Origin of the sequence: Dactylosporangium siamense (genome assembly GCF_016862795.1) — a bacterium.
GTDB lineage: Bacteria > Actinomycetota > Actinomycetes > Mycobacteriales > Micromonosporaceae > Dactylosporangium > Dactylosporangium siamense.
The window spans coordinates 17,557-42,566 of the sequence record NZ_BONQ01000178.1 but is presented as its reverse complement, the minus strand read 5'-3'; the positions used below and the strand labels follow the sequence as shown (position 1 = coordinate 42,566).

At 68.0% G+C, this 25,010-nt stretch carries 20 protein-coding genes, 1 tRNA gene and 2 pseudogenes; 10 read left to right on the top strand and 13 right to left on the bottom strand.

Features of this window, described 5'->3' with window-relative positions; genetic code table 11:
- Nucleotides 1-160: 160 nt before the first annotated feature.
- Nucleotides 161-466: a hypothetical protein gene (locus Dsi01nite_RS52210; protein ID WP_203853978.1), complete on the bottom strand. Its 306-nt coding sequence runs from the start codon at nt 464-466 to the stop codon at nt 161-163.
- A 266-nt stretch (nt 467-732) separates the two neighbouring features.
- A complete protein-coding gene (locus Dsi01nite_RS52205) occupies nt 733-1,134 on the bottom strand; it encodes a hypothetical protein (protein ID WP_203853977.1) in 402 nt (133 codons plus the stop codon).
- On the opposite strand from Dsi01nite_RS52205, the gene Dsi01nite_RS52200 reads away from it, so the two are divergent.
- Nucleotides 1,134-2,237, top strand: coding sequence for a hypothetical protein (locus Dsi01nite_RS52200; protein ID WP_203853976.1), 1,104 nt, complete (start codon nt 1,134-1,136; stop codon nt 2,235-2,237). The genes Dsi01nite_RS52205 and Dsi01nite_RS52200 overlap by 1 nt on opposite strands.
- A 555-nt stretch (nt 2,238-2,792) precedes the next feature.
- Here Dsi01nite_RS52200 and Dsi01nite_RS52195 read toward each other — a convergent pair.
- Nucleotides 2,793-2,930, bottom strand: a complete 138-nt coding sequence (locus Dsi01nite_RS52195; RefSeq protein ID WP_203853975.1) for a hypothetical protein — start codon at nt 2,928-2,930, stop codon at nt 2,793-2,795.
- Nucleotides 2,931-3,048: 118 nt separating this feature from the next.
- Here Dsi01nite_RS52195 and Dsi01nite_RS52190 point away from each other — a divergent pair, with 118 nt between their 5' ends.
- Nucleotides 3,049-3,291 carry a hypothetical protein gene (locus Dsi01nite_RS52190; RefSeq protein ID WP_203853974.1) on the top strand — a complete coding sequence of 81 codons (243 nt, stop codon included), beginning with the start codon at nt 3,049-3,051 and terminating at the stop codon, nt 3,289-3,291.
- Here Dsi01nite_RS52190 and Dsi01nite_RS58615 read toward each other — a convergent pair.
- Together Dsi01nite_RS58615 and Dsi01nite_RS52180 are read right to left on the bottom strand one after the other, a co-directional pair.
- Nucleotides 3,284-4,690 (bottom strand): IS6 family transposase, encoded by a 1,407-nt coding sequence (locus Dsi01nite_RS58615; RefSeq protein WP_275423504.1) that lies wholly within the window; start codon nt 4,688-4,690, stop codon nt 3,284-3,286. The genes Dsi01nite_RS52190 and Dsi01nite_RS58615 overlap by 8 nt on opposite strands.
- 26 nt (nt 4,691-4,716) lie before the next feature.
- Complete coding sequence (locus tag Dsi01nite_RS52180) at nt 4,717-4,989, bottom strand: hypothetical protein (RefSeq protein WP_203853973.1); 273 nt, start codon at nt 4,987-4,989, stop codon at nt 4,717-4,719.
- 62 nt (nt 4,990-5,051) lie between these two features.
- On the opposite strand from Dsi01nite_RS52180, the pseudogene Dsi01nite_RS52175 reads away from it, so the two are divergent.
- Nucleotides 5,052-5,252: pseudogene (locus Dsi01nite_RS52175) on the top strand (DDE-type integrase/transposase/recombinase); the annotation flags it as partial.
- A gap of 229 nt (nt 5,253-5,481) precedes the next feature.
- Here the strand turns inward: Dsi01nite_RS52175 and Dsi01nite_RS52170 are convergent.
- Both Dsi01nite_RS52170 and Dsi01nite_RS52165 read right to left on the bottom strand, forming a co-directional pair.
- Nucleotides 5,482-6,366, bottom strand: a complete 885-nt coding sequence (locus Dsi01nite_RS52170; protein WP_203853971.1) for a WD40 repeat domain-containing protein — start codon at nt 6,364-6,366, stop codon at nt 5,482-5,484.
- Between the two features lie 121 nt (nt 6,367-6,487).
- The gene (locus Dsi01nite_RS52165; RefSeq protein WP_203853970.1) at nt 6,488-14,260 is read right to left on the bottom strand and encodes a ricin-type beta-trefoil lectin domain protein; all 7,773 of its coding nucleotides are present in this window, start codon (nt 14,258-14,260) and stop codon (nt 6,488-6,490) included.
- A gap of 553 nt (nt 14,261-14,813) precedes the next feature.
- Here Dsi01nite_RS52165 and Dsi01nite_RS52160 point away from each other — a divergent pair.
- Together Dsi01nite_RS52160 and Dsi01nite_RS52155 are read left to right on the top strand one after the other, a co-directional pair.
- Nucleotides 14,814-15,110 (top strand): hypothetical protein, encoded by a 297-nt coding sequence (locus Dsi01nite_RS52160; protein WP_203853969.1) that lies wholly within the window; start codon nt 14,814-14,816, stop codon nt 15,108-15,110.
- 492 nt (nt 15,111-15,602) lie between these two features.
- Nucleotides 15,603-16,209, top strand: a pseudogene (locus tag Dsi01nite_RS52155) (IS30 family transposase); the annotation flags it as partial.
- Here Dsi01nite_RS52155 and Dsi01nite_RS59090 read toward each other — a convergent pair.
- The 4 genes from Dsi01nite_RS59090 to Dsi01nite_RS52135 all read right to left on the bottom strand — a co-directional run bounded on the left by Dsi01nite_RS59090 (nt 16,174) and on the right by Dsi01nite_RS52135 (nt 18,175).
- Nucleotides 16,174-16,296 (bottom strand): IS3 family transposase, encoded by a 123-nt coding sequence (locus Dsi01nite_RS59090; RefSeq protein WP_203853968.1) that lies wholly within the window; start codon nt 16,294-16,296, stop codon nt 16,174-16,176. The pseudogene Dsi01nite_RS52155 and the gene Dsi01nite_RS59090 sit on opposite strands and share 36 nt — an antisense overlap.
- A 450-nt stretch (nt 16,297-16,746) precedes the next feature.
- Nucleotides 16,747-17,109 carry a tyrosine-type recombinase/integrase gene (locus Dsi01nite_RS52145; RefSeq protein ID WP_275423503.1) on the bottom strand — a complete coding sequence of 121 codons (363 nt, stop codon included), beginning with the start codon at nt 17,107-17,109 and terminating at the stop codon, nt 16,747-16,749.
- A 9-nt stretch (nt 17,110-17,118) separates the two neighbouring features.
- Nucleotides 17,119-17,340, bottom strand: a complete 222-nt coding sequence (locus Dsi01nite_RS52140; RefSeq protein ID WP_203853966.1) for a hypothetical protein — start codon at nt 17,338-17,340, stop codon at nt 17,119-17,121.
- A gap of 46 nt (nt 17,341-17,386) precedes the next feature.
- The gene (locus Dsi01nite_RS52135; protein ID WP_203853965.1) at nt 17,387-18,175 is read right to left on the bottom strand and encodes a hypothetical protein; all 789 of its coding nucleotides are present in this window, start codon (nt 18,173-18,175) and stop codon (nt 17,387-17,389) included.
- Between the two features lie 104 nt (nt 18,176-18,279).
- On the opposite strand from Dsi01nite_RS52135, the gene Dsi01nite_RS52130 reads away from it, so the two are divergent.
- From Dsi01nite_RS52130 to Dsi01nite_RS52120, 3 genes are all read left to right on the top strand, one after another.
- Nucleotides 18,280-19,983: a serine/threonine protein kinase gene (locus Dsi01nite_RS52130; protein WP_203853964.1), complete on the top strand. Its 1,704-nt coding sequence runs from the start codon at nt 18,280-18,282 to the stop codon at nt 19,981-19,983.
- Between the two features lie 171 nt (nt 19,984-20,154).
- Entirely contained in the window at nt 20,155-20,481 is a 327-nt protein-coding gene (locus Dsi01nite_RS52125; RefSeq protein ID WP_203853963.1) for a hypothetical protein, read from the top strand.
- A gap of 189 nt (nt 20,482-20,670) precedes the next feature.
- Nucleotides 20,671-21,306 (top strand): integrase, encoded by a 636-nt coding sequence (locus Dsi01nite_RS52120; protein ID WP_239137071.1) that lies wholly within the window; start codon nt 20,671-20,673, stop codon nt 21,304-21,306.
- On the opposite strand, the gene Dsi01nite_RS52115 is transcribed toward Dsi01nite_RS52120, so the two are convergent.
- Together Dsi01nite_RS52115 and Dsi01nite_RS52110 are read right to left on the bottom strand one after the other, a co-directional pair.
- Nucleotides 21,248-22,675, bottom strand: coding sequence for a hypothetical protein (locus Dsi01nite_RS52115; protein WP_203853962.1), 1,428 nt, complete (start codon nt 22,673-22,675; stop codon nt 21,248-21,250). The two genes, Dsi01nite_RS52120 and Dsi01nite_RS52115, sit on opposite strands and share 59 nt — an antisense overlap.
- Before the next feature lie 953 nt (nt 22,676-23,628).
- Nucleotides 23,629-23,702: transfer RNA gene (locus Dsi01nite_RS52110), tRNA-Pro, on the bottom strand.
- 106 nt (nt 23,703-23,808) lie between these two features.
- On the opposite strand from Dsi01nite_RS52110, the gene Dsi01nite_RS52105 reads away from it, so the two are divergent.
- Nucleotides 23,809-24,222 (top strand): VOC family protein, encoded by a 414-nt coding sequence (locus Dsi01nite_RS52105; protein ID WP_203853961.1) that lies wholly within the window; start codon nt 23,809-23,811, stop codon nt 24,220-24,222.
- Nucleotides 24,223-24,316: 94 nt separating this feature from the next.
- On the top strand, nt 24,317-24,781 hold the full coding sequence (locus Dsi01nite_RS52100; RefSeq protein ID WP_203853960.1) for a response regulator transcription factor: 465 nt from the start codon (nt 24,317-24,319) through the stop codon (nt 24,779-24,781).
- Nucleotides 24,782-25,010: the final 229 nt, after the last annotated feature.

Below are 25,010 nucleotides of genomic sequence, written 5' to 3'. Positions count from 1 at the left end.
AGGTGGTGGGCGTCGAGCCAGTCGAGGAAGGCCTCTGCGGCGCGTCGGTGCAGGCGGATGCGCAGGACTTGTTGGCGGGTCGTGCGGCGGCCGTTGTTGCGGCTGCGGAGGCGGCGGAGCAGGTTCCAGATCAGGTAGCGGTGCAGGATTCTGCGGCGGTTCAGATCTTTTGCCGGGCGAGGAAGTAGGTGAGTGCCTGTTCGAGGCGGACGAGTTCCTCGTCGCGTTCGGGCAGGGCGCCGACAGCGACCAGGGTGAGGCGCAGGTGCTCGAGCGCCGGGCGTTTCGGCAGTTGGTCGAATGCTTCGTGAGTCAGCGGCATCCGCCCGGCGGCGAGATCCGCCAGGACCGAGGCGGCGGGTTGCTTGGTCAGCCACCGGTTGGCGGTGATGGAGTGTTCGGCGGTGGCGATGTCGTGGCGCAGGGCCAGCAGGCCGGCGGGTAGGTCGGCTCCGGCCGGGCCCATGATCTCGTCCAGGCGCCGGTTGATCCGGCACCGTTCACACCGTCCGGGCTTCGGATGGTCGGGGTCGCTGCAGGCGGGGCAGTCGAGCCAGGCCGGTGCCGGTGCGCAGTCGGCGCAGATCGGCTGGGTCAGGGTTCCTGCGGCGATCGGGGCAAGACGTGTGCAGCGTGAGCAGTTCGCCGTTCGGCGTTGGCAGGCCGGGCACCAGGGGCGGCCGGTCGTGTGGGAGATTCCGCAGGGTGTGGTGTCGCCGCAGAGGAAGCAGGTCAGCGTCGCAGTGCGTGGCAGGTCGGGCAGAGCGGTCCGTCGGCGAGGCGGCGGTTCACCTTGCGGCGTCGACCGCAGCCGAGGCAGGTCTCCAGGTTCGCGGGGTCGGTGATGAAGCAGTTGGCGCAGATCGGGCTGCCGCCCGGATCGCGGGTCACGGGTTCGCGGCGGGCGCTGCAGCGGGAGCATTCCTCGATGCGGGAGTGCGCGATGCAGGTGCGGCAGACCCGGACTCCATCCAGCGGCTTGTCGATGCGGACAACGCGGTGGCAGCCGGGACACGCGGGTAGAACGATGCCGGCGACGCCGGCGGCGTGCAGACGTTCGACGAACCTCGGAATCACCCGCAACAGCGCTCGATGCCCTTCACCGATGTTGCCGAATAGGTCAGGGGCCGACAATGGCCGGTGACGGGTTCAATCTGGTCACCGAGTCGGATGTCGTCGCATTGGCCGGCGCTGGGGCCAGGGCATACAGGACGCTGTTCGCGACCTACGTGCTTGGCCCGGATGTGTTCATCGTAGTGGTCGAGCCCGGCGACCGGCCGCACGGCACCGCCGTGCAGGATCGCGAACTCCTCAAACTCACGGGTCCGTTTCCGGACGAAGTCAACACTCTTCTTTACCACGACCTCACCCACCGCGGACACCGCAGCCCGGCCACACAGAACGGGCTGCACGGATTCGTGCGCGTTCACGAGGGTTGCGTGCCGCTGGGTCCCATGACCTGCAGCGGCGGCGGCTGGGACCCCGACGAGGAGCAGCTCATCGAGTACCGGCTCAGCCTGAAGCACGCGCTGCCATTCGATGCGCTCGACCAGGTACGGCCGCCGCGGCCCGCGCCGCCCACTGCAGCAACGGCGTGGCTGGACCTCTTACCGGACGACCCGGTCGCCGCAACCCACGAGTTCATCACCGGCTGGTACGCCGACGTGCCGCCGGTCGACAACCACGCGGAGCCGTCACAGCAGCCGATTCCCGCACCACTCGCCGCGTTCCACGCCACAGCGGCCGGCCGCGACGAGATCCTCGGCCGGCAGGACGCGCTGTACCCGCTCAGCACGTTGCGCGTGCGCGAGGACGGCTGGCTTACGTTCGGCGGCGAGAACCAGGGCGGTTTCACGCTTGCTGTCGACCCAACCGCGCCCGATCCGGCGGTGGCATATTGGCTCTGTACAGGCGAGTCGATCATCGACCCTCATCCCCTGAGCACATTCCTGCTGCTCTTCGCGCTGCGCGAAGCGTCGTTCACCGGCCCTTACCTCGCTACCGCCGGCCTTACCGCCGACGAGGCACAACAACTCACCCGAGGACTCCGACGCATACCGCTGCGAAACGGATGGTTCCCCTCGACCGATGTCGAATTCCATGTCGGCGGCGGCCTCGTCGTGCAGCTCTCCCCGCGCGATGACGCCACCTGTTACGCGTTCATCAGCGCCCGACACCGCGCACACCTTGAGCCGCTCCGCCACCTCGGCATCCGATGGCAAACATTTCACGGATGATCGTCGACCCTCCGCCCAACCTTGACGGCGGTCAAGGTGCGCTACGCGAGCGACACTTGACCGATCTGGTCCCCAGGACGCCAAAATGGGCCGATCCGAAAGTGGATCAGCCCTCTGACCTGCGTCGGGACGGCGGGATTCGAACCCACGACCCCTTGACCCCCAGGCTTACAACGGCTCCACTGTGGAGTGTCGGCTTGTGTCGGCCGGTGTTCCCACATCCAAGTGACCTCCTCATATTAACACTGCTGCGTGTTGGCCGGTGTTGCGTCATACTTCCGCGTCCGGTTGAAGTTGATCTCCGCTGTGAGCGCATTGTTAGCGCGCTCCAATCAAGTGCCGCTCCTGATACTGCGTCCATACCAACCTTGCGCGCGCAGAAGAGGTGCCCGACGGCTCTGCTGGTTCAGGCTGCGGTCAGCGCCCGGCGACCACGTCGAGGTGCAGGACTTCCGTTGCTTGCACGCGGCGAGGGTCCGTCTGGCCTGCTCGCCGAACGCCTGGACCGCTGGTCCGCGGCGAACACTATCAACCCGTCAGTCTGCGCCACTGCACTCACACAAACTGCCGGTACGACAGCGTCTCGAACACGGTCGCGTCCGAGACACTGCCTGGCACGGCCGACCGGACCAGGTCCGCGCCGATCATGACAAGCCGTTGCCGGTAATGCTCGATCCACGGTGCCAGCGACACCGCTGACACCACGGCCACTCTGAGGCCGCAGCGAGCAACGATCGCCGCAGATCCGACGCGTCTAGGACCAGCCCGGCGACTGACGCAGGCGCATTCGAGCCGTCAATCTTGACGGCTGTTGACAGGCGACGTCGAGGCCGAAATCGAGACCCTGCTTGGCGACGACCCGACGTGTGGGTCCGCGCGGTCGCGGTCAGGGCCCGCCGCACCCGACCTGTACGGCGACGACGACGCCTACCTGGCGCGGGCCGAGAAGGTGGCGTCGGATACCGCACCGGCCGTCGGTACGTGCATGACGGAACACGCCGACGTGGTCCGCCGGATGCTGCACGCCCGCGGCCGCATCCCACGGCTCAGCTGACCCGCTCTTCCAGGAACCCGACGAAGGCCCGGACCACATCGTCGACCTCGGTCAGCTCGACGGTGCCGTCCTGCTGTTCGAGGGCAAATCTCCCGGCCTGTTCGCCCAAGCCGACCTTGACGTATCGACCATCGGCTCTGGTGAGCACCGCGTATCGGTTGCCTGAGGACAGGTGCACCAGAACTCTGCGGACCAGGTCGGCGTCCGGGTCCCGGAACGGACGCCTGTGCTCGGAGGCCAGCTCGAAGGTCCACGACTCGCGAAACGGCGTGCGCAGCTGGTTCCACTGCGGGTCGTAGCAGTTCAAGCCATGTTCTTCCGCCAGCCGGGCGGCGAACTCCGACGTCTCCTCGCAGCGGCTCCACACCATCGCGAAGTAGATCAGCGGTCCTCGGGCCTCGTTGATGAGCGGCCCTGCCGCCCAGGGACTGTCCCATCTATCGCCGGTGCCGAGATCCGGGTATCTGTCCAGCAACGCGTCCACATATGCGGCGACTCGGGTCACCGGTGCAACGGGAATGTCCGACCCCATGTAGAGGTCGTACAGGCGGTTGAACTCGTCGCGTGCCGTGAAGTCGTTGGAGGGCGGGTCCCCTCCCAGACGGCAAGATCGTATGACACGCGTCAATCCTATGCAGCCGGCCCGGCGGCATCCGCGCCGTACCCGAAGTGCGCCGCGAAGGCCGCCGAGATCGGCCCCGCCTGCCAGCAGGTCATCGCCGGGCTGCTCGAGGTCAACGCCCTGTTCCGGCTCCGCGCCGCCCAAGGTGTCCTCGGCCTGGCCGACAAAACCACCCCGACACGGCTGGAAGCCGCCTGCAGCAGAGCGATCGCGGTCGGGGACCCGTCCTACCGCACCGTCAAAGGCATCCTCGCCGCCGGCGCCGAAACCGACCCGCCGCCACCCGGCACCGGCGACGGCGGCGCCGCCGCGCACCTGCACGGCCCTTCGCAGCTCGTCGAGGACGCCGGGGTAGACCGAGGCGGCGTCGTTGACCACCTCGGTGGGCGTCACCTTCAACACCGACAGGGCCCGGCGGAAGAACCGACGGGCCGCGTCGGCGTCCCGACGGGCCGAGACCAGCACGTCGATGACCTGGCCGTACTGGTCGACCGCGCGGTACACGTACCGCCAGAATCCGTTGACCTTGACGTAGGTCTCGTCGACGTGCCACCTGTCGCCTGGCGAATGCCGGCAGAACCGGGCGACGTCGGCGAACAGCGGCGTGAACCGCTGCACCCAGCGGAACACGGTGACGTAGTCGACCTCCATGCCGCGCTCGAGCAGCAACTCCTCAACGTCCCGATACGACAGGTTGAAGCGTAGATACCAGCGCACCGCGACGGCGATGATCTCCGGCGGGAACCGGAACCCGGCGAACGCCGATTTCGGAGGCAGCCAGGGATCAGATCGGGTCGATGACTTCACCGCTCAAGTCTGCCTCGATCTTGCCAACGCTCAATGCAACGTGCCGTCCAGCGTGGTCTGGGCAGCAGCCGCGACAACGCCGCCAACACCACCCGATCCGCGGGCTGCAGGTCGGGTCGGTGCACCTGCCGGCGCAGCACCGCCACCTGATGCCGTAACCCCAGCAGCTCGACATCCTTCGCACCACCGTCCCGGGCCAGCTGCGTCAACATCTGCAGAATCTGACGCAGGAGCAGGTACACCAGCGACGCACTCATGGCCTGGATCATCGTCGACCTCGTCCGGTCGACCTCGCACAAAACCGCACGTCACAGCCTTCGAACCAGATTTACGAGCCCCACAGGATCACAGTCAGCTCAAACAGCGGTTGAGACCGATGCGCGGCCTACGAACGGACAAGACAGCACAGGTCATCATCGCCGGCCACGCCTTCATGCAGAACCTGCGCCGCGGACACTACGAACTCGCCGTCGACGACCTGCCGGGTACAAGAGTCGCCGCTGCGTTTACCGAACTCGCCCGGGCGATCTGACCGCGGACCCGACACGGGGGCAACGCGTCTTCCGATCCCACAACGCAACGGCGCCACTCCCCCTTGCCGACAACCGGGCACACACTGAGGTGGCCGGGTGGCCGGGTGGCCAGCCGTTCGGCGATTGCCCTACCGGTGTGGGCGCGCCGACCTGCTGCGGCGCCCGGTGCGGGACACCTCAACGACCCTGTCCGTCAAACGAGTCAACCCCAGTTTCAGCACCACAGAATCAGGACACGGCGGCGAACCGAATCGTTGTCTCGTCGCTGCAGTAGGCGATGGTCTTGCCGTCGGGTGAGAACGCCGGGTCGCTGACGCGGCCTTTGGTGGCCACCGCGCGGGCCTCGCCGTCGGGCAGCCCGAACACCTGCATCCCGTCGTCCTCACCGTTGCGGACCAGCGCCACCCGCGCTCCGTCCGGCGCCACGGCGAGGCGCAGCACGCCGCTGAGGGTCGGACCGACCAGGCGGACGGCATCGCCGTCCAGGATGCCGGCCTGCCAGTCGTATCGGTCGGCCATCGACGAGCTCTGAAAACCGCTGCCGTGGGGCGCCGTTGTGACGACCATGACAACCGTGCGCCCGTCGCTGGTCGAGGCCGGCGACACAGCCTTGCCCGCCGCGCCGCAGGTCAAGCCGTCGTGCTCGCGCGCGCTGGCGTCGTACCCCTCCAACAGCCGCCACTCGCCGGTGAGCGCCGGCACCCGCACGTCGAGCCCATGCAGCGCCCCGCCGCCGAAACGGGCCACGGAGGCACAGTTGCCGCGCTGCTGGGCCACATACCCACGGGCGCCGCTCGCGTCCAGCGCCACGTCGCGGATGTCGTCCCCGGTCAGCAGCGGCGTCATCACCCGCGTCCGCAGGTCCACCACGTACAGCCGATCCTGCGACGTCAGGCACTCGAAGCCCACCGCCAACGCGGTGTCGCCGACCGCGCGCACGACACTCACGTACGCCGGGCTGCCCTCGCAGGGGTCGGCGAGGGCCTTAGCGTCCAGGAACGCCTCGGCCCGCCCGCCGGGCCGCATCCGCCACACCTGGCCAGGGCCGTCGTCAACATCACGCTTGAAATACACGTACCCGTCCGGCGACCAGGCCAGTTCCGAGACGTACACCGGCTCGACCACCAGCCCGCAGCCAGACGGCAGGACCGCGGCCCCCACAAACGCCGCCGCCGTCAGCAGGGCCCGCAGGAGCCGGCCCGCAGGCCGGCCCTCTGATCCGCGTGGCGCAGCACTATTCATGGCCGGTGTAGTTGAAGTCATCCAGCCTCGTCTGAACCATCCATGCGACCGTCTCGTAGAAGGCGTAGCGGTTGTCCCTCGCCCACTGCTCGCCCATGGTCGCCCGCATGTCCGCACCGAGTTGCGCTCCGACCTGATTGTTGTGCATGTCGACGGCTGAATCGTAAGTCCCCCACTCCATGCCGTCGATGTCGGTGTCCAACTCGTGCGCCGCTCCCAGGTGCATCGCCTGGTCGACCGAGAACCCGAAGTACCCCGTCAGCAGGGCCATCCACAGGCCATGGCGGAAGGCGTTGAGTTGCCCGGCATCCCAGCCCCTGTCTTTGGCTATCTTGTAAGCCAGGGCCTTGATCTCAAAGGCAGACTGCATCCCGTCGATACAGTCGGGTGACGTGTTGAACGCGCACCAGGCCGCCTGGTACGGCCCGAGCGCCGTTCCGCTCGGCCCGTCAAACGAGCAGTCCTTCTTGCACGTCTTGAGCTCGGCCGACGACATCGGCCTGTGCGAGAGTCCCGCGGCGATCCCGACGGGCTTCTCGTAGACCAGGGCGGCCTTGATCTTGCCCACGACGCTCGGTGTGGCCTTCTTGGCCGCGTTGCAGATCTTGCACACGTTGTCGTGGAGGGACTTGCTGATCTTCTTGATGTCCTTCTTCGGCGCGTTCGAGGTCGCGTTGCGGACCGTGTCGCAGATCCTGCACAGGCCGGTGGGGTCGGAGAACGTGGTGGGGTTGCTGCCGGCGTAGGCGTAGCCGCCGAGTTCCTGCGGGTCGTCGTGGCTGGTGAGCGGGTCCCGGCTGATGAACCGGCCGGTGGTGGGCTCATACTCGCGGGCGCCGAGATGGGTCAGGCCGGTGGAGGCGTCGACGATGCCGTTGACGAAGCCGCGCGGGTTGGGCCAGGTCACCGCGGCACCCCGCGGGTTGCCGAACGGGTCCAGCCGCCGGTGGGTGACGGCGAGCGTGGTGGCGTTGACCGTGAGCTTCGCGGAGCCGTGGTGGTCGCCGGCCAGCCAGGTCAGCCCGGCCGGCGTGCGGCTGGCCACGTCGCTGTAATACCGGGTGGCGGTGACGGTCCCGCCCTGCAGGCGCAGGTCGAAGCCGGGCAGGTAGACCGTGCCGCCCTGCGGGTCGGTGGCACCCAGCCGGTTGCCGTCGGCGTCGTAGACGTAGCTCGTGGTGCCGGCCGAGTCAACCACCGAGGACAGGTGGCCCTCGTTGTCCCAGGACAGCACCTGCGACGGCTGGCCGGTGACGCTGCGGCCGGTGAGGTTGCCGCCGTTGTCGTAGCTGTAGCTGTCCGTGCCCGTCGCAGCGCCGGTGACGGCGACCTGGCTGATGGTGTGCGGCCGGACGCTGCTGGGACCCGACGTCGGATAGGTGTACGTGCGGATGGTGTTGCCGCCCGAGGCGTGCTTCGTCTCGCCGGTGCGGTTGCCGTTGTTCAGCTGGTAGGAGTAGCTGCTCCAGTAGGCGTCGGTGCCGGCGACGATTCCCTGGGTGGGGGTCGCCTGGCAGGCGGCGGCGGTGGTCGTCCAGGCCTCGGTCAGCTGACGCAGCCCGTCGTACTTGAAGCACTGGTTGGCCACCAGCGTACCGGCGGCGCCGGTCTCCTTGATCGAGGTGACGTTGCCAGCGTCGTCGAAGCCGTACGCGTCGTTGAGCTGCACGTCCCAGAGGTTGGTGTTGGTCTGGTTGCGCGTCTCGACCTGGCTGGCGGTCTGCCGGCCGGTCGCCTCCTCGATGGTCGAGGTGCGCCGGACCTGCTTGGTGCCGGCGCCGAGGACCTGCTGGTAGACCGCCCCGAACCCGTAGTAGCTGGTGTCCGCGACGTACGTGGTCAGGCCGGTCACGCTGAGCGCACGGCCAGTGGTGTCGTACGTGTACGTCACCACCTCCTGCGCCAGATTGCCGGCGTTCGGGAACGTCTGGGTGGCCAGCGAACCGTCAGCGTTGTACGTCTTCGACGTCGTGTAGGAGCCCGTCGGCAGCGTCGAGGACAACGGCAGCGAGTTCGTGACGCTCAGCGTCCGGCCCTGCGCGTCGTAGCTGTCGACCGTGGTGCTGAACGTCAGGCCGCCGCTGGTGTACCGCGAGTAGCTGGCCAGCGCGCCGGGGTAGACCGTGTCGTACGTCCAGGCCGCCCGCATGAAGCCGCTGGTGATGCCGTCGTACACCGCCGTGCGGCGGTTGAGGTCGTCGTAGGTGTAGGCGAGCGTGATGGTGCGCCCGTCGGTGCTGCTCGTCTGGTTGCCGACCAGGTCGTATCCGTAGGACGTGCTGCCGGCGTCCGGGTCCGTCGCGGCGGTCGTGCGGCCGAGCCGGTCGTACGTGGTCGTCCAGACGTTGCCGGCCGGGTCGGTGGTCTTCGTGCGCCGGCCGAGCCGGTCGTACTCGTAGGCCGTGTCCTGCGACGCCCCGCTCAGCGAGCCGGCGGTGTACTGCCGCAGCTGCGTGACCTGGCCGCTCGCGTCCAGTGTCTGCCGCGTCGGGATGCCGCCGGCCGGCGGGACGACCGTGACGCTGTTGCCGTCGTAGGTGGTCGTCGTCTGCCACTTGAGCACGTCCGCAGCGTACCGCGCGGACACCGTGACCCGCTCGAGCGCGTCGTAGGTCAGGCGGGTCTGCTGCTGCACGGCGGTGTTGCTGAAGGCGGCCAGCGCCGAGCCGGGTGTGGTGCCCGAGTTGTAGAACGTCGTCTCCTGCCGTTTGAGGCCGCGGGCGTCGTAGGCGATGTCGGCCACGATCCGGCCGCCGACGGCCGTCGCGGCCGGTGACTGGGTCTGCCGCTGGCGCAGCTGCCCGTCCAGCAGTGCCGTACTGATGATCTGGTTGCCGTTCGGGCCGAGCTTCTTCGTCGTGATGACGTTCGGCTGGGTGTTGCTCGTGCTGTAGGTGTACTCGTAGTCCGGCGTCAGGTTGGTCGCGCGGCCCGCCTGCCACACCTTCGTCAGCCGGCCGAGCGCGTCGGGCAGCGCGGTCGCGGTCTGGTTGTTGGCGTCGAGGACCGACGTCGGCACACCGTGCCCGGGCTCCACGGTCGTCACCGTCGACTGTGACAAGGCGTTCGTCACCGTCGTCGCGGTGACCGGACCGCCGCTGCTGGGCGTGTACCGGGCCATCATCTTGCGTTCCAGGGCGTCGAACGTGTCCTGGATGCGGCCGTACGGGTCATAGGTCGTCCGGCTCTGCTTCGTCCAGGTCTTCGTCGTGCCGGTCACCGACGTCAGGGCGTTGACCTGGCTCGGCAGGCCGAAGGTCGGCGCGGCGCCGAGCGTGCTGCTGCCGTCGTACAACGTCTGGGTTCCGGCCAGGAAGTGGGCGTCGGTCGGACTGGAGACGCAGTCGGTGGTGACCGTCTGCGACTGGTACGCGACCATGTACACGCTCGGTGTCACGTTGCGGGCGTAGTCGATCTGGGAGCACGTGTCGTCGGAGACCGTAGCGGTGTCGCCGTAGTCATGCCCGGTGACCGGCAGGCCGTAGTCGTTGTCGTACGTGGTTTCCTTCCGCGTCCAGCGCCACGACGAGGTCGCCGCGATGGAGATGCCCTCGTCGGTGCGGGTCTCCCGGGTCAGGAAGGACCGGATGAACGCTCCGCTGGTGGTGTACGCCTGGCGGGAGCCGGTCTGGGTGATCGTGTAGTTGTGCACGGTGTAGCCGGTGATGGTGCCGTTGTCCATGGTGAACTCGGTGCGGGCGTTGCCGTTGAGGGCGGCTTTGTCGGGGGTGCGGCCGACCCATTGCTGGCTGAGGTTGCCGTTGCAGTCCCAGATGGACACGATGCTGTTGGGTCCGGCGGCGCCGCCGGAGTCCAAGCACCGGTTGGTGGACGGGTTCTTCAGACTGCCGTCGGTCTGTGCCTGCCAGATCTGTTTCGGTGCGGCGGTGCAGTCCCACAGGTAGGTGCCGGTGCCGTTCGCGGTGCCGCTGGCGTTGATGGTGAGGCACCGGCCCGACGTCGGGTTGCGCACCGTGCCGTTGGCTTCCAGCTGCCATACCTGGCTGTCCACGTTGTCGTTGGCGGTGCAGCCTCGGTTCACGATCGCCGTGCCGTTCACGGAGCCGCCGCCGGCCAGGTCGGCGCAGCGGTTGCCTTGCACGTTCTGCAACGCACCGGTGTTCGTCGGCATCCACAACTGGTTCGAATACCCATGACAGTCGTAGATATCCACCGACCCGTTCGGCAGCGTCGAGTAGTTGTTGATGTTCAGGCAGCGACCCGATGCCGGGTTCTTCAAGCTGCCGTCGGGCTGACGCAGCCACGCCTGGTTCGCCGCACCGGTGCACTGCCACAACTGCACATGCGTACCATTCGCGGTACCAGCACCGGTGATGTCCAGGCACTTACCGGACTGCGGGTTCTTCAACGCGTTGCTGCCGTCGATCTGCCGCTGCCACACCTGATTCCAGGCACCATTACACGGATATGACTGGATCGGCGCGCCGTTGGCCGTACCCGCGTTCGCGATGTCCAGACACAGCGCGTTGGCGTTGCTGCCGCCGGCAAGCGCGACTGGGATCGCCGACGCCGGCTGCAACGGCTCCAGGATGAACGCAGACCGCTGGTCGTACAGGACCTGGGTGCCGTCACCGGAACTCTTCGCGTCCCCGGACAGGCCCCGGTGATACGTCGTCTTGGTCACCGTCTGCTGCCCGGCGACGGCGCCGTGGGTGGTGGTCACGGTCGGGTAGCCGCGCCAGTCCGCCCACGACGTCTCCGAGACCTTGGCGATGTCGACGTCGTCGTGCGCCCACAACGCGGTGTCGCTGGACCCGTCGGTGGAGTAGGCGTAGGAGGTGACCTCGTTCGGCGACTCGCCGGTCAGGTCATACTCGGTCACTGACTTCACCACGTACTTGTTGAAGTACCCGAAGCCTGGCTCGGACGCCGGTCCCTTGTAGAACATCGGGAAACAGCGTGACGGGTTGCTGTCCGCGTTCATCTTCGGCGCGCCGTTGACGCAGTCCGGGTCGTCGTAGTCGATGAGGGTCTGCCCACCGACACCGTTGTTGACCTGGTTGACCCGCCAGTGGTTGAACGGCGCCATACCGAGGCTGTTCCCCCAGTCGGTACGGTTGGCCAGTCGCTCACCGCCGAACGTCACCTGCGGCTCCGCCTGGGTCGTCACCCCGTCAGCGGCGTAACCGGTGTGGGTCAGCCCGGACAGCCACAGGTTCGGCGCCGTGTCATCCCCCGCCGGGGAGATGACGTCGCCGGAGGTGAGCAACGTCTGGGCAAGGTCCCACCGGTCCACGCTGCGGTATCCGGACCCGGTGGACACCTGGGTCGTCACCCCCGTCAGCCGGTACCGGGTGAAATGCATCGGCGTCGACACGTTCGGGCACGTACTCACACTCACAGCGCAGTACAGATCGGTCGGGGTATCGGCATACCCACCGTTGCTGCCCGCGACAGGAGGCCACACACAGGAATTGGGTGCCCAGCACCGCTCGCTGTAGCCGAACGTGACCCGCATCGGCGCCGTCCCGGCGGCCTCCGAACCAGCACGGGTGCCGTACTCCACCCGCCGCACCGTCGCCGACAGGTCATACGAAAGCCCGGCCGGCCCGTACTTGCCGGACAGCTTGTCGTAGAAGTAGGTCATCGAGTTGCCGCGCGGGTCCACGACATAGTCGAGGTTCCACCGCCACGCCTGCCCGAAGCTGTATCCGTTGTTGCCGAACCCGTACAGCGTTCCGGTCTCCTTGCTGACCAGGTCCGCGCGGTGGTCGCCGTTCAGATCCGCGTACTGCACCGCAGCGTCGGCAACCGCACCCCAGCCCCAGCTGATGGCCGCCCGGTCGCTCCAGCAGACGGTGCCGTCACCGTAGTAGCCGCAGTTGTGGTACCGGTACAGCGTGCCGTCCTCCTTGCTGAGCAGCTCCGCGCGGCCGTCACCGTCCAAATCCGCCACATTGAACGCCGCGTCCGGAACCAAATCCCAACCCCAGCCAATGGCTGTCCTGGCACCCCAGCAGACGGTGCCGTCACCGTAGTAGCCGCAGTTGTGGACCCCGTACAGCGTGCCGTCCTCCTTGCTGATCAGCTCCGCGCGGCCGTCACCGTCCAAATCCGCCAGCTTGAACGCCGCGTTCGGCACCGCCCCCCAACCCCAGCCGATCGCGGTCTTGGCACCCCAGCAGACGGTGCCGTCGCTGTTGTAGCCGCAGTTACGGACCCCGTACAGGGTGCCGTTCTCCTTGGTGACCAGGTCCGCGCGGTGGTCGCCGTCCAGATCCCCGAACTTGAACGCCGCGTCGGCAACCGCACCCATACCCGGGCGGATGGCTACCCTGGCCCCCCAGCAGACGGTGCCGTCACCGTAGTAGCCGCAGTTGCGGACCCCGTACAGCGTCCCGTCCTCCTTGCTGATCAGCTCCGCACGGCCGTCACCGTCCAGATCCGCCAACTTGAACGCCGCGTCCGGCACCAAATCCCAACCCCAGCCGATCGCCGTCTTAGCGCCCCAGTCGACGGTGCCCTCACTGTTCAACACCGGCTCGGTCAGCACCGACGCGGTCCCCACATTGCCGGTGTCACCCGGGATCACGTCCCCGGCGTAGCGGTGCACCTTGCCGAAGAAGTACTGCGTCCCGTCCTGGGTGGTGACCTTCCAGTGCTCCCCGTTCACCGCGTTGTTGCGCGTCGCGCTCGTATCGAACACCCGCTCGATGCGCAGCTTGTCATCGCTGCTGGCATGCCACCCGTTGCCGTCCTGGATCAGCTTCACCGACCGGCCACCGAACACCAACGTCACCGCAGCAGCATTGACCCAGCACAGATCCGGAGTCGACCCGCCAGCATCAGCGCACGAGCGGTACGACCGCTCCACATAGCCGCCGCCGGAAAGCTCCCACCCCTCCCCCACCACCGACGACTGGCCGGTCTTCGCCGCCGTCTTCGCATCCACACTCCCCGACGAATACGCCAACGACACCGCCGGCTGCGGCCCACCCAGCGACGCCGGCACCTTCAACGGATAGTTGAGCGTGAAGTCCCCACCCGCACTACCCGACGCCCACGAATAGGACGGGGACAGGTCCGTCGCGGTCCAGTCCGCCGCCGACGACGTCCCCGACGAGCTGCTCGTCAACGCCATCACCGTCGAGGATCCCGCCGCGCTGCCCACCGAAACCTGCTGCGCTGTGACGGTCTGCGCTACCGGGTCGTTGGCCGAGGCGATCGGCGTCTGCACCTGGCAGGCCGGCACCGACGGTGTGCTCAGCGCACACTCCGGCAGCGACACCAGCCGCAGCCGCGACCCGTAGTCCGCGCCGTAGCCGGCGGCGAACTTGCCGTAGCCCACCGACAGTCCCACGTCGGCGCGGCCGGTCCCGCCATCCGCCCGGGACACCCGCAACAACACACCCCGCACACCAGCCGCCGCCGACGCCCGCTGATCAGCCACCGTCACCCGCACCGGCACCGACGCGCGCGCCGCCGACGCCGACAACTCCGCCCGGGTCCGCGGCGCAGCGTCCGCCAGCCCACCAGCCAACACCCGCACCGGCAACCCACCCGGCGCCACACCCACACCCGAACCGTCAACATCCGCCGAACCCGCCGACGGCCACACCACCGGCGGCAACGCCTTCACCGCCGCACCCGCAGACTCCGACTTCACCGGCGCCTTCACCGCAACCTTCGACACCGGCGTCGACTTGCCCGGCGCCGCCGCAGCCTTACCACCGCCCGACTGCGGCGCCGCGTACGCCGGAACCGCCACCAGGATCGAGGCCACCAGCGCGACCACCGTGCCCACCGTGCCCACCGCGAAACGGCCAGAGCGGACAGGACGCAGCCATACGCGTGCAGCGGACATCGATACTCCCCGTGTACGTGAAATGCCGAAATGCAAGCGCACGGTATGACCCCGACCCAGCCCAGCAATAGATGACGATAAGATCGATCACCCTGCGTCAAATTGGGGCGAGATCGACAAGTGCAGGTCGGACACTCCAAGGATCGCCACACTTGTGGTGCAGATCACTGCAACAATTACGCTTCGTGGCGGGTGAATTGCCGTCCGGTAATCGGTTGCCGATAGGGCGTGGCGGGCGACCGGCGCAGTCGCGGTCGGCGTGCGCCTGGTCGTGGCGGGCCGGGTGGGCGCTCCGGGCGCGGCTGCACTGCGCTCGGGCCTGCTGCAGCCGACACATTCCGATAGTGTCCGGGACGTCGGCGGCGGGGCGGTGGTTTCGGCCGCGGGGCGGCGTTATGCCGGCCGGTGCGGCTGTCGGGTTGCGCGACGGGCCGTACGCGGACGAGGGCGGGCCGAGCAGTGCCCGGTGGGTAGGAGGCGGGGCCGGGCGGCGATGAGGTGGTGGAGTCGCCTGGCCCGTTCGGTACTCGCCGCAGTGCTGCTGCTCGGGGCGTTGGGGCTGCCGCCGGCCGGGCTGATCATGGCGCAGTCGATGGTGGTCTGGGACTGGCCAGCGATGGCGGCGCAGCCACTGTCGGTGCCGCGGGCGGCCGTGGCCGGGATCGGGCTGGGGTGGCTGCTGTGGCTGACCCCGGCCTGGACGGTGCTGGGCGATCTGGTCGTCGCGGTGCGGTGCAGGCCGGGCCGGACCCGGTGCGGCGACTGCCGGTGCCGCTGCACACCGCGGTGACCGCGGTGGCCGGCGGCGTCGCGCTGGCGCTGGACACCCCGCGCGGCGGCACCCCACCAACCTCCACCGGCGGTCGACTCCCCGCGCCGGGTGGCGAGTCGGGGCTGTCGGTGCCTGGCGTGTGGCTGCCCTGGCCGTCGCGGCTGCGGCCTCAACCGCCATCGCGGCGGCGTGGGCGCGGCGTCACCGCTACGTCCCTCGGTCGCCGGCGAGCCGGCTGCTGACGTTAACCTGCCGCATTGGTGGCCAGTGCGGGCGGTGAACATCTACCGCGAACGGAACGCTAAACGGATGGCACCACGACACTTACAGCACTTGATTTTGCGTCAAGTGCGACGCCCACAAAAGGGACCAACCTGGCACTGGCTAGAGCATTATGCCCAGTTTAGACTAAATTAATGTTAGCGACGCCGTTAGCGCGCGCTAACAAGAACTGTCCAATGTGTACATCATGAACTTGAATATTCCCAGCTCACACTGTCGGGACGGCGGGATTCGATCTACCAGGCCCTGTTCGTTCAAGGGCGTGGAGCGTTGCAGCGTGAGCTGGTCGCGTGCCTGCGCACCGGCCGTGCGCTGCGCGTGCCACGCGCGCGGGCGAGGCAACGCCGCGACGGCATGGTCACCCCCGAGGTGATGATCAGCGAACGACCGGCCGAGGCTCACGGAAGGCTACGGCGTCGAGTCACGCGTGAAGAACGGCCCAGCGCTGGCCGGCCACGGCGCCGCAGCCGTCCGCGACGCGATCGCCGCGATCATCACCACCCTGCCCAAACAACTGCGCCGGACATTGACCTGGGACCGAGGCAATGAACTCGCCCAGCACATCCAATTGCGCATCGACACCGGCGTCCAGGTCTACTTCGCCGACCCGCACAGCCCATGGCAGCGCGGCACCAACGAGAACACCAACGGCCTGCTGCGCCAGTACTTCCCAAAAGGCACCGACCTCGCCCGCTGGAACCGTGACGACCTCGACGCCGTCGCCGCCAGCCTCAACAACCGTCCACGTAAGACACTCGGCTGGAAGACGCCCGCCGAAGCCCTCAACGAACAGCTACTATCACTCCAGAACACCGGTGTTGCGACGACTGGTTGAATCCGCCTCGGGCACCTCATGCCAGACCTTGCGGGCGCCGTAGACACCGTCGTTCTCCTGGTGGATCTGCTCGATTAGCGCGGTCAACTCGTTGTCACGGATCGACCGGGCGCAGGCGGGTCGGGTCTTGACAGCGTAGGTGCGATCTGTGCCGGCGTGTCTTCAAGCGCCTGCAGGACCGGCTGGGCACCGTGGTGTTCCTTCTGGGAGTCGACGAACTCGACCTTCTTCGCGACGGACGGTCCAGCTCCGCCGCAAAGAAGGATGCTGCGGACCTCAGCATCTGGTTCGGCCCGCTCCCCACAGAGCGGGCCGGCTCGTTGATCGGGGTGTTGTCGAACCAGGCCGCACAGCAACACGTCAGGCCACCACGTCGACCCGCAACACGCATCGAATGCCTGTTCGACAAGCCATGCCCCACGCGGGACGATGGACAGCGCGGCCCACGGATGCAACAACCTGGTCCGGAGGTAACGACGGGGCACCGTCCGCGCTGCATTTGCGGTCGTCGATCGGACCCGCGCGGGACGATCGTGTTCATGCTGCGTTCAGCACGCCGACGGCCGCGTCGAGGTCCGGCGTGATGAGCCCAGCGATGTCGTCCGCTGCCTGACGCCGGCGCCCGGCATTGGCTCGCGAGTAGTAGCGCATCAATGTCGCCGGGTCATGACCGAGACGCTCAGCCACCTCGGCAATGCCGTACCCGAGATCCAACAGATTCGAGGCGACCACATGCCGGATCTGATGCGGGCCAAGCGGACGAACGCCCGCAGAGACCGCGAGCTGGTTAAACCTGTTCGTGACGTTGTCCCGCCGCAACGGCTGACCCTGCCGACCGGTGAACATGTAACCGGATACCAGCGCCCTCCTCGCCCGCGGCCTGACACCGATTGTCGACACCGAACGCCTCTAGCGTCGGCGCTTGACCGCGGCGAGCGCGACGCCGGTCGCCGCGGTGGTGACGGCGCCTACCACGCCGATCGCCAGCGCGGCGACCTCGCGCAATTCCGGGACCACGCTCAGCACAGTCAGGACGGCCACGGCGAGGACGCTACGGTTGGCCGTCGCATGGACGTACCGGACAATGATGGAGGTCCGCTCGCGGTCCCGGGGGTGCTTGGTCGCCGTCATAGCACCAGCACAGCAGGGTTCCCGGGGTCGCACGAGATGACAATTGTCAGGTTGCGCGTAGGGCGCCGGAGGGGTGCTCGTCGAGGTCGGCGGCTCCGGGCAGGATGTAGCCAGCGCGGGCAAGTACGTAGATGTACTCCGGGTCCGTCAGGGCCGGTTCCCGGCGCAGGCCCAGCCCGGCGGCTCGCTTGCGTACCTGGTCCAGCCGCTGGTTGACGGCGGTGCGGGACCGGCCGAGCCGGCGCGCCGCCGCATCGACGGTGTCCGGCCGGGCGTTGTGGATCGGCGGCCAGGCCAGGACCTCGTGGAAGACCGCGTGAACGGCCTCCTGCTGCGAGGGTGTGAGCGGCGCAGGGAGTTCGGTGGTCGCAGTGACGCCGGTCGTATGCGGGCCGAGCGCCGTGTAAGCCTCGGTGTCGTCGAGCAGGACCCAGTGCTCGTGCGCGGCGGAACCCTTGACGAACAGCGCGACGCGCGGCCAGAGCACGGTCTCCGTGCGGGCGATCACCCGCGGGGGCTGCGCCCAGAGATGCAGCACGACACCGTTACGGTTACGTGGCTCGATGCGCCAGCCGTCGGCGCTGGGCGTAACGGTCGCCGCGATCCGGGAGATTTTGCCGTCCAGCGGGTCGGTCGCGATCGTGACCTCGCAGCTGCGCCCGATGTGAATCTCCCGCCCTTGCAGAACCGGCCGACGCATTCCCTGCCGCCACTGTCCCTCGAGCGATTCGAGCGTCCGTACGTAGTAGGGCAAAGTGCCTCCGGGGGACTTCGTTTGCGGAATCGGGCGATCGATAGGCCAGGAGATGCCGCCCGGCCGGACGATGTCGTCCACTCGCCGGAATCATATGGTGACCCTCTGCCAAGTGCCGCCGATTGCAGTCGAGGAGATCTGTGGACGACGATCGTCACTGGGTGGGACCAGCCGAGCAGCCGGACATGTACCAACTGAACACCGTGCTGGGGCAGGGCGGTGAGGGCTCGGTCTGGAAGGCGTCGGTTCCCCTCTCCGGTGAGGGGGTTTCCTGGGTCGCCATCAAGATTCTCCGCCCGACACCGAACGACGACCCGGAGCGGTGGATGCGCCACAGCCACCTGCTGCCCGCGCTTGACCATCCGGGCATCGTCCGGGTGATCCGGGTGTTCGTCGGGTACGGCCCGCACCGCCGTGGGCTGCACAGAACCACGCAGATCGACGACACGGTGCAGGGTGGCGGAGAAACACACGTCACGCCCCCCGCCCGCCCCGCGACGGGGGAGACGTTCCGGTACGTCGTCATGAGCCTCATCGAGGGCGAGACCCTGGGAGACTGGCTCGCCGAGCAGGCGAACGCCACCGCTTCTCAGCGGATCAGGGCCCTACGGACGGTCGCAGCCGCGCTCGACTACATGCATTCCGGCGAAAGCACCAACGTTCCAGTGGCGCACGGCGACGTCAAGCCTGAGAACATCGTCCGCCGCGCCGACGGCTCAACGGTGCTAGTCGACCTGGGCCTCGTGCGCCTCGCAGACGACACCGGGCAAGCCGGACGGACGCGGGCGTACGCGGCCCCGGAACTATTCGAGCGGGGTGCCATGGCCACGCCCGAATCCGATCGGTTCGCCTTCGTGGCGACCGTGGTGCACGCGCTCCTCGGGCAGGCCCCGCCGACCGTCGACCGGTTCGGGCCGGACCTGGCGGCGATCGAAGGGCTGCTGACCCGGGCGTCGACCACCGCTGCGCGCCCACAGCTCGCCCATACCCTCATGACCGCGCTGCGCTGCCCGCCGGAGCAGCGACCCAGGCCCCTCTCCCAGTGGCTGAGCACCCTGACCGACACGCTGTCGTCGACGACATCGGCCGACGGGTTCGCGGCCCCGCCGTACGACCGCGGCATCACGGTGCCGTTCACGCCATCGGCTCTGCCAGCGCCGCCGCGCGCCCGCGACCGCCCCAGGCTCATTCTGATCGGGGTGCTGGCGGCCGTCCTCGCGATCGCGACGGTGCTGTTCGTGGCCAAGCCGTTCAGCGGACGGGCCAACGATGCGGGCGCCGCACCCACCGCGGGGGCGCAGGGGTCCTCGCCGTCGAGGGCGTCCTCACCGCCGCCGAGCCCGACGCCGAGCCCGACGCCGAGCGCCGACCCCTCCGCCTCGACGACCGCCACCCCGACGGCCACCGGCACGTCGACGCCCGGCCCAACGCCGAGCGGTGAGGTCGTCGGCATGCTGATCGCCGGACCCACCGCGAACGACTCGGGCGTCATCGTCACCCGCAGCGAGAACTCCGTCCTCGGCATGAGCATCAACGCGCAGGACTTCTCGATCAACGGCGTGCCGGTCACCTACGGCTGGGTGGCCAGCTGCAAGCTCGGATGCAGCTCGACCCAGGAGTCCTATGTGGAGCTCAACCTGGGCCGTTCTTACACGAGGCTCGAGGCCACGTTTGGCATCTCCGACAAGAGCAGCGGCACGGGTCCGCTGACGATCCAGATCGCGGCGTTGGACAATAACCAAACAAAGATCATCTTCAAGCAGCAGTTCACCATCGGCGACGGAGGCAAGAAGACGGTGAACGTCACCGGGATCCTGCGCCTGAAGATCTCGTTCATCGGGACGCTGCGCTCGACCCGAGGCGCTCTCGGCGATCCGACGCTGTACTAACGACCTTTCATCGCTGGGGTTATGGCGGGTTGAAGTCCAGGCCGGTACCTGTGGTGAAGCCGGTGAGGAGGTCGGGACGGTACTTGTGCGGCTCGTAAATTCGGTTCGGAGGCTGTGACGTGCGGATTCGTCCGTGGCTCAGCTACCGGGGTAGCTGGGATGATCTAGGGCGTGGCAGCCTCGCTGGTGTACCTGCTCCTACGGCAGATCCTGCAGATGCTGACCCAGTTCGCCCGGGACGGCGGCGCGAAGGACATCGAACTGCTGGTGCGGCATCAGGTGGCGGTGCTGCGTCGGCAGGTGTACCGCCCCGACCTGCAGCCTGCGGATCGGGTGGTGCTGGCGGCATTGTCGCGGCTACTGCCCCCGACCGCAATGGGCGGCGTTCTTCGTCGCTCCGGCCACGCTGTTGCGCTGGTACCGGCAGTTGATCGCCCGGCACTGGACGTATCCACATGCGAGTCCCGGCCGGCCACCAGTCGATCGGGAGCTCCGTGAGCTGGTGCTGCGTCTGGCCGTGGAGAACTCGACCTGGGGTCATCGCCGCGTGCAGGTGAGCGGGCGCGTCTGGGGTACCGGATCGCGGCCAGCACGGTCTGGAAGATCCTGCACCGGGCCGGCGTCGACCCGGCACCACGTCGGACGGGACCGACCTGGCAGCAGTTCCTGACCGCGCAGGCCCACACGATGATGGCCTGCGATTTCTTCACCGTCGACACCGTGCTGCTGAAACGGATCTATGTACTGTTCTTCATCGAGCTGGCCACCCGCCAAGTCCACATCGTGGGTGTCACCGCGCACCCGACCGGCGCCTGGGTCACACAACAGGCCCGGAACCTGGTCATGGACCTCCAAGACGCTGGCACCACGGTGACGTATCTGATTCGGGACCGCGACAGCAAGTACACGGCCACCTTCGGCGCGGTCCTCAAGGACGAAGGCATCGCGATCACGAAGACGGGTGTCCGAGTACCATGCATGAACGCGATCATGGAACGCTGGGTCCGCTCATGCAGAACCGAACTCCTCGACCGGATCCTGATCGTGCATCAGGCCCACCTGCTGCACGCACTCCACGAGTACGAGGCGTTCTACAACCGACACCGGACCCACCGCACGCCGCAGCGCCCCTACGCCCGCTCCCCAACCGATCACCGAACCGGACCACCTGGACATCCGACGACGCGATCGACTCGGCGGCATCCTCCATCAGCACGAACATGCTGCCTGAGCTGCACGGACGAGGTTTTCGGCACGTACACGGTCAACCGAGCCAGAGCCGCAGAAGAGCAAGTCCGACCACTGCGGCCAGTAACAGGATGAGCGTTGCTTGCCGACTGAGTGGACGGTGCTGCCACGGCACATATTCGACACCAGTCTCAGGGTCTTGAATCGGCTTACCGACCTTCTCTCGCGCTCGCCGCATAAACGGCTCGAAAGCCCAGTCGGCGAATTTTTCCGACATGACGTTGACTACGACGACAGCGAGGGCGGCAAGCAAGATCAACAGCACGACGAAGTTCCATGTGGACACCCAACGGAGCAGAGCGAGGGAGCACAGGGTGACCGCCACGAACACGGCCACCAGGACGCCGCCGCTTGGGCCCTTGCGCTGGCCGGTCACCGGCGCAGGGACGCGGACGTCGGGTCGGATGGCCGTCGGGGCGGCGCCACCGTGGGTCACTTCTTGGTGCCAGGTCGGCGGCTGCTGCGGTACCGCCGCCACTGCCGCCGCGATCCGCTCGGCCAAGCCGGCGTCGTCGCGCGCGGCGCCCTGCAGCATCCGGCGGACCAGGCTGCTGTTGACCGGGTTCGCCGCGAACTCCACGAAGGCGTCGCTCTCCCCCAAGCCGCGCAGCGCGTCGGCTGCCACGTCGTAGAGGGCTCGGGCGGGCGCGTCCCCATCCGCGTCGGCCAGCCCCGGCAGCCGTGGAGCCAGCAGCTCGATCGCCTTACCGGCCAGCTCGGCCGGGTCCGTGCTGGGGCAGGGCTGGATGGTCGTGACATCGCCCAAGGCGGAGTGCGGGTGCAGGAACAGTACGACGTACTCGCCCTCGTCGTCCTCGCGGTCGCCGCGCTCGACGGCCGCGAGCTGCACCGCTTCAAGCGCCCCCGCCGTAGGGCGGCGCGCCACCACAACCGGCGCGACCAACGCCTCGAGGATGCTGCGCTTCGTGCCCGGACGCGCCTCGTCGAGGTACAGCGTGACGACATGCTGAATGTTTGTAATGCTCAGCCGGCCCTCGCGCTCGCCGCCGAACGCGCCCAGGCGCTTCTCCACGCCGACGGACTCGATCCGCTCCAGTGGGAACACCAGGGCGAGCAACTGGCCGGTGTCGCCGCCTACTTTGCCGACGGCGGTCTGCCCCTCGGTGATCACGGCGAGCAGCCGACGGTCGGTCAACAGCAGCTCGACGTGGCCCTGGAACAACGGCAGGACATTACCGGTCGTGCGGGCCGCGGCGCCGTCGAGCGGCCGCCCGTCCTCGCCGACCACGAACGAGCAGCCGCCGAACCCGGACCAGCGGCCCAGCTCCCGCTCTCCGCCCGCCGCCTGAGGTGAGCGCCCGACCAACTCGAAGTGCAGCGGCGAGTACCCCTGCGACTGCCCCTCCGCGGGCGCGACCAGCCGGGCGAACGCGGGCAAGAACTGTTCGCTGTGCTCGTGGATCACTTGGGCAAGACGGGCCATGGCAGCCAGCGTGAACTAGACATTGCTGGAATCGATTAGCCCATTCGGCCGGTTGGTCAGACCGTCCCGACATGTTGATCGACGGTGATAGTCACTCGGCGTCGTCGTCGTCGATGGCGACGTCGGCGACGGTCAGATCCTGGCGGTGTCCGGGCGAGACCGGTGAGGTCCAGATCGGTAGGCCGTCGGGTCGCGTGACCGCTTGGACGTTGCCGCCGACGTTTCGGTGTTTCCCGCGGGGTACCAGGCGCCGATGGTGTTGCCTTGACGTTGGTGGTGGTGCCAGCAGGTCGATGCCCTGGTTCCGGTGCGAGTGCCGCGGGCGCGCTGGTCGGCGCGCAGCAGTCCGGCGACGCGGCGGAGGGGGTTCGCGTGGCACGTCGAGCAGGGCACGACTGGCAATCACGTGGAGTGGAGTCCTACTGTAGAACGGCGCTTGTGGTGAGACCTCTTCACCAAGGACTCCAAGCCCCCGACCCACTGTCCAAACAGGACTGAAATCTGCGTGTCGCCCCAATCGATACCTCGCTGCTGAAATCAGCTCGCTGACCTTGCGCGCGAAGGGGAGGAGTTCGCTGGGTCTGCTGGCGTTCAGACTGCGGTCGGCAACCAACGATCGTCGAGATGCGTGACAGCCTCGATTGGTGCGATTAGATCGGCGAGGTCGTTGGCGGCGGCGTCCTGCGTTGACGCGGACATTGTTCGGCCGCAGTGGTTGGCCGGTGCGATCGGTGAACATCTACCGCAAACGGAACGCTAACGGATGGCACCCCGCAACACTGACAGCACTTGATTGTGCGTCAAGTGCGATGTGCGCAAAAGGGACGAACCTGGCGTTGACTAGGGCATTCTGCCCGGTTTGGCCGAATTATTGTTAGCGCCACCGTTAGCGCGCGCTAACAAGAACTGTCCAATGTGTACATCATGAGCCTGAATATTCCCAGCTCACAGTGTCGGGACGGCGGGATTCGAACCCACGACCCCTTGACCCCCAGTCAAGTGCGCTACCAAGCTGCGCTACGTCCCGTGCATCCGGACACCGTCCGGAGCAGCCGCTACAGACTAGCGCATCCCCTCACCGCGTCGCGCGGGAGTATCCCCCGTCCCGGCGGGACACGCTCTAGGGTGCGGGGATGCGACTTGATCTCGTGACGATCGTGGTGGAGGAGTACGACCCGGCGATCGCGTTCTTCACCGAAGTGCTGGGGTTCGAGCTGGTCGAGGACGAGCCCTCGACCACCACCGACGGGCAGCCGAAGCGGTGGGTCGTGGTGCGGCCGCCCGGCGGGGGCACCGGGCTGCTCATCGCGCGGGCCGACGGCGAGCAGCAGCGCGAGGCGATCGGCGAGCAGGTGAAGGGCCGGGTCGGATTCTTCCTGCAGGTCGAGGACTTCACGGCCACCTACGCGCGGATGACCGCGGCCGGCGTCGAGTTCGTGCGGCCGCCGCGCTCCGAGGTGTACGGCCAGGTCGCCGTCTTCAAGGACGTCGCCGGTAACCGGTGGGATCTGCTGGGACCGGTCAGCGGGCCCGCAAGCGCGGGGTGACCCGGGGCACACAACCGTCAGGCAACCGCGTGGCCGCTGAAGCGCAGCCGGGGAGGGTGAGTCTGGGAGACCTCAACACACAGGAGGCGTCCCAATGAGCATCGCCGTCGCCGGAAGCATCGCGTCAGAGGCGCAGACCGCCCGGATTCTCGTCGTCGACGACGACCCGGATCTGCGGGGGATGGTGGCGTACAAGCTGGTGAAGGCCGGCTTCGAGGTGATCGAGACGGACAACGGGCTGGCCGCGGTCGACGCGGCGGTGGCGTGCCTGCCCAATCTGGTGATCCTCGACATCATGATGCCGGGGCAGGACGGGCTGAGCGCGTGCGAGCAGCTGCGGAGCGACCCCGAGACCGCGCAGATCCCGGTGATGCTGCTGTCGGCGTTGTCGCAGCCGGACGTCGTGCGCAGCGGGGTGATGGCGGGGGCCGTGCACCACATGGTGAAGCCGTTCAGCCCGGATGCGTTGCTGCGCAGTGTGCAGTCGCTGCTGCGGGTGCACCCGACGCCCGTCGACCCGAACACCGGACACGACCTGGGTCGCAGCTACCAGTGGTGAGCTCCAGCGGACGGTGGTGCCGGACGCGTCGCGGTTCGAGGCGGACGTGCTCAAGGGCGTGTCCGGCACGACGTTCGGGCGGGAGTCGGCGACGGCGTGCTGCGCGACCACCTGCGGATGCACTGCCGCACGGCGGAGGCCTACGGCGCGCGCAGCACCTGGGCCGGTCAGGTCGTCGCAGCCGTTCCGCGACGCGACGCTGCTCGCCGGGTTCGAGATCGGTGAGTCC

What these genes read in the sequence shown, in the direction of transcription:
- Dsi01nite_RS52120 (WP_239137071.1), top strand. Translation starts at nt 20,671, where the DNA reads ATGATGGCCTGCGATTTCTTCACCGTCGACACCGTGCTGCTGAAACGG.
- Dsi01nite_RS52140 (WP_203853966.1), bottom strand. Translation starts at nt 17,340, where the DNA reads ATGACGGCGACCAAGCACCCCCGGGACCGCGAGCGGACCTCCATCATT.
- Dsi01nite_RS52100 (WP_203853960.1), top strand. Translation starts at nt 24,317, where the DNA reads ATGAGCATCGCCGTCGCCGGAAGCATCGCGTCAGAGGCGCAGACCGCC.
- Dsi01nite_RS52115 (WP_203853962.1), bottom strand. Translation starts at nt 22,675, where the DNA reads ATGGCCCGTCTTGCCCAAGTGATCCACGAGCACAGCGAACAGTTCTTG.
- Dsi01nite_RS52160 (WP_203853969.1), top strand. Translation starts at nt 14,814, where the DNA reads ATGAGGTGGTGGAGTCGCCTGGCCCGTTCGGTACTCGCCGCAGTGCTG.
- Dsi01nite_RS52210 (WP_203853978.1), bottom strand. Translation starts at nt 466, where the DNA reads ATGGGCCCGGCCGGAGCCGACCTACCCGCCGGCCTGCTGGCCCTGCGC.
- Dsi01nite_RS52200 (WP_203853976.1), top strand. Translation starts at nt 1,134, where the DNA reads ATGGCCGGTGACGGGTTCAATCTGGTCACCGAGTCGGATGTCGTCGCA.
- Dsi01nite_RS52105 (WP_203853961.1), top strand. Translation starts at nt 23,809, where the DNA reads ATGCGACTTGATCTCGTGACGATCGTGGTGGAGGAGTACGACCCGGCG.
- Dsi01nite_RS52130 (WP_203853964.1), top strand. Translation starts at nt 18,280, where the DNA reads ATGTACCAACTGAACACCGTGCTGGGGCAGGGCGGTGAGGGCTCGGTC.
- Dsi01nite_RS52180 (WP_203853973.1), bottom strand. Translation starts at nt 4,989, where the DNA reads ATGATCCAGGCCATGAGTGCGTCGCTGGTGTACCTGCTCCTGCGTCAG.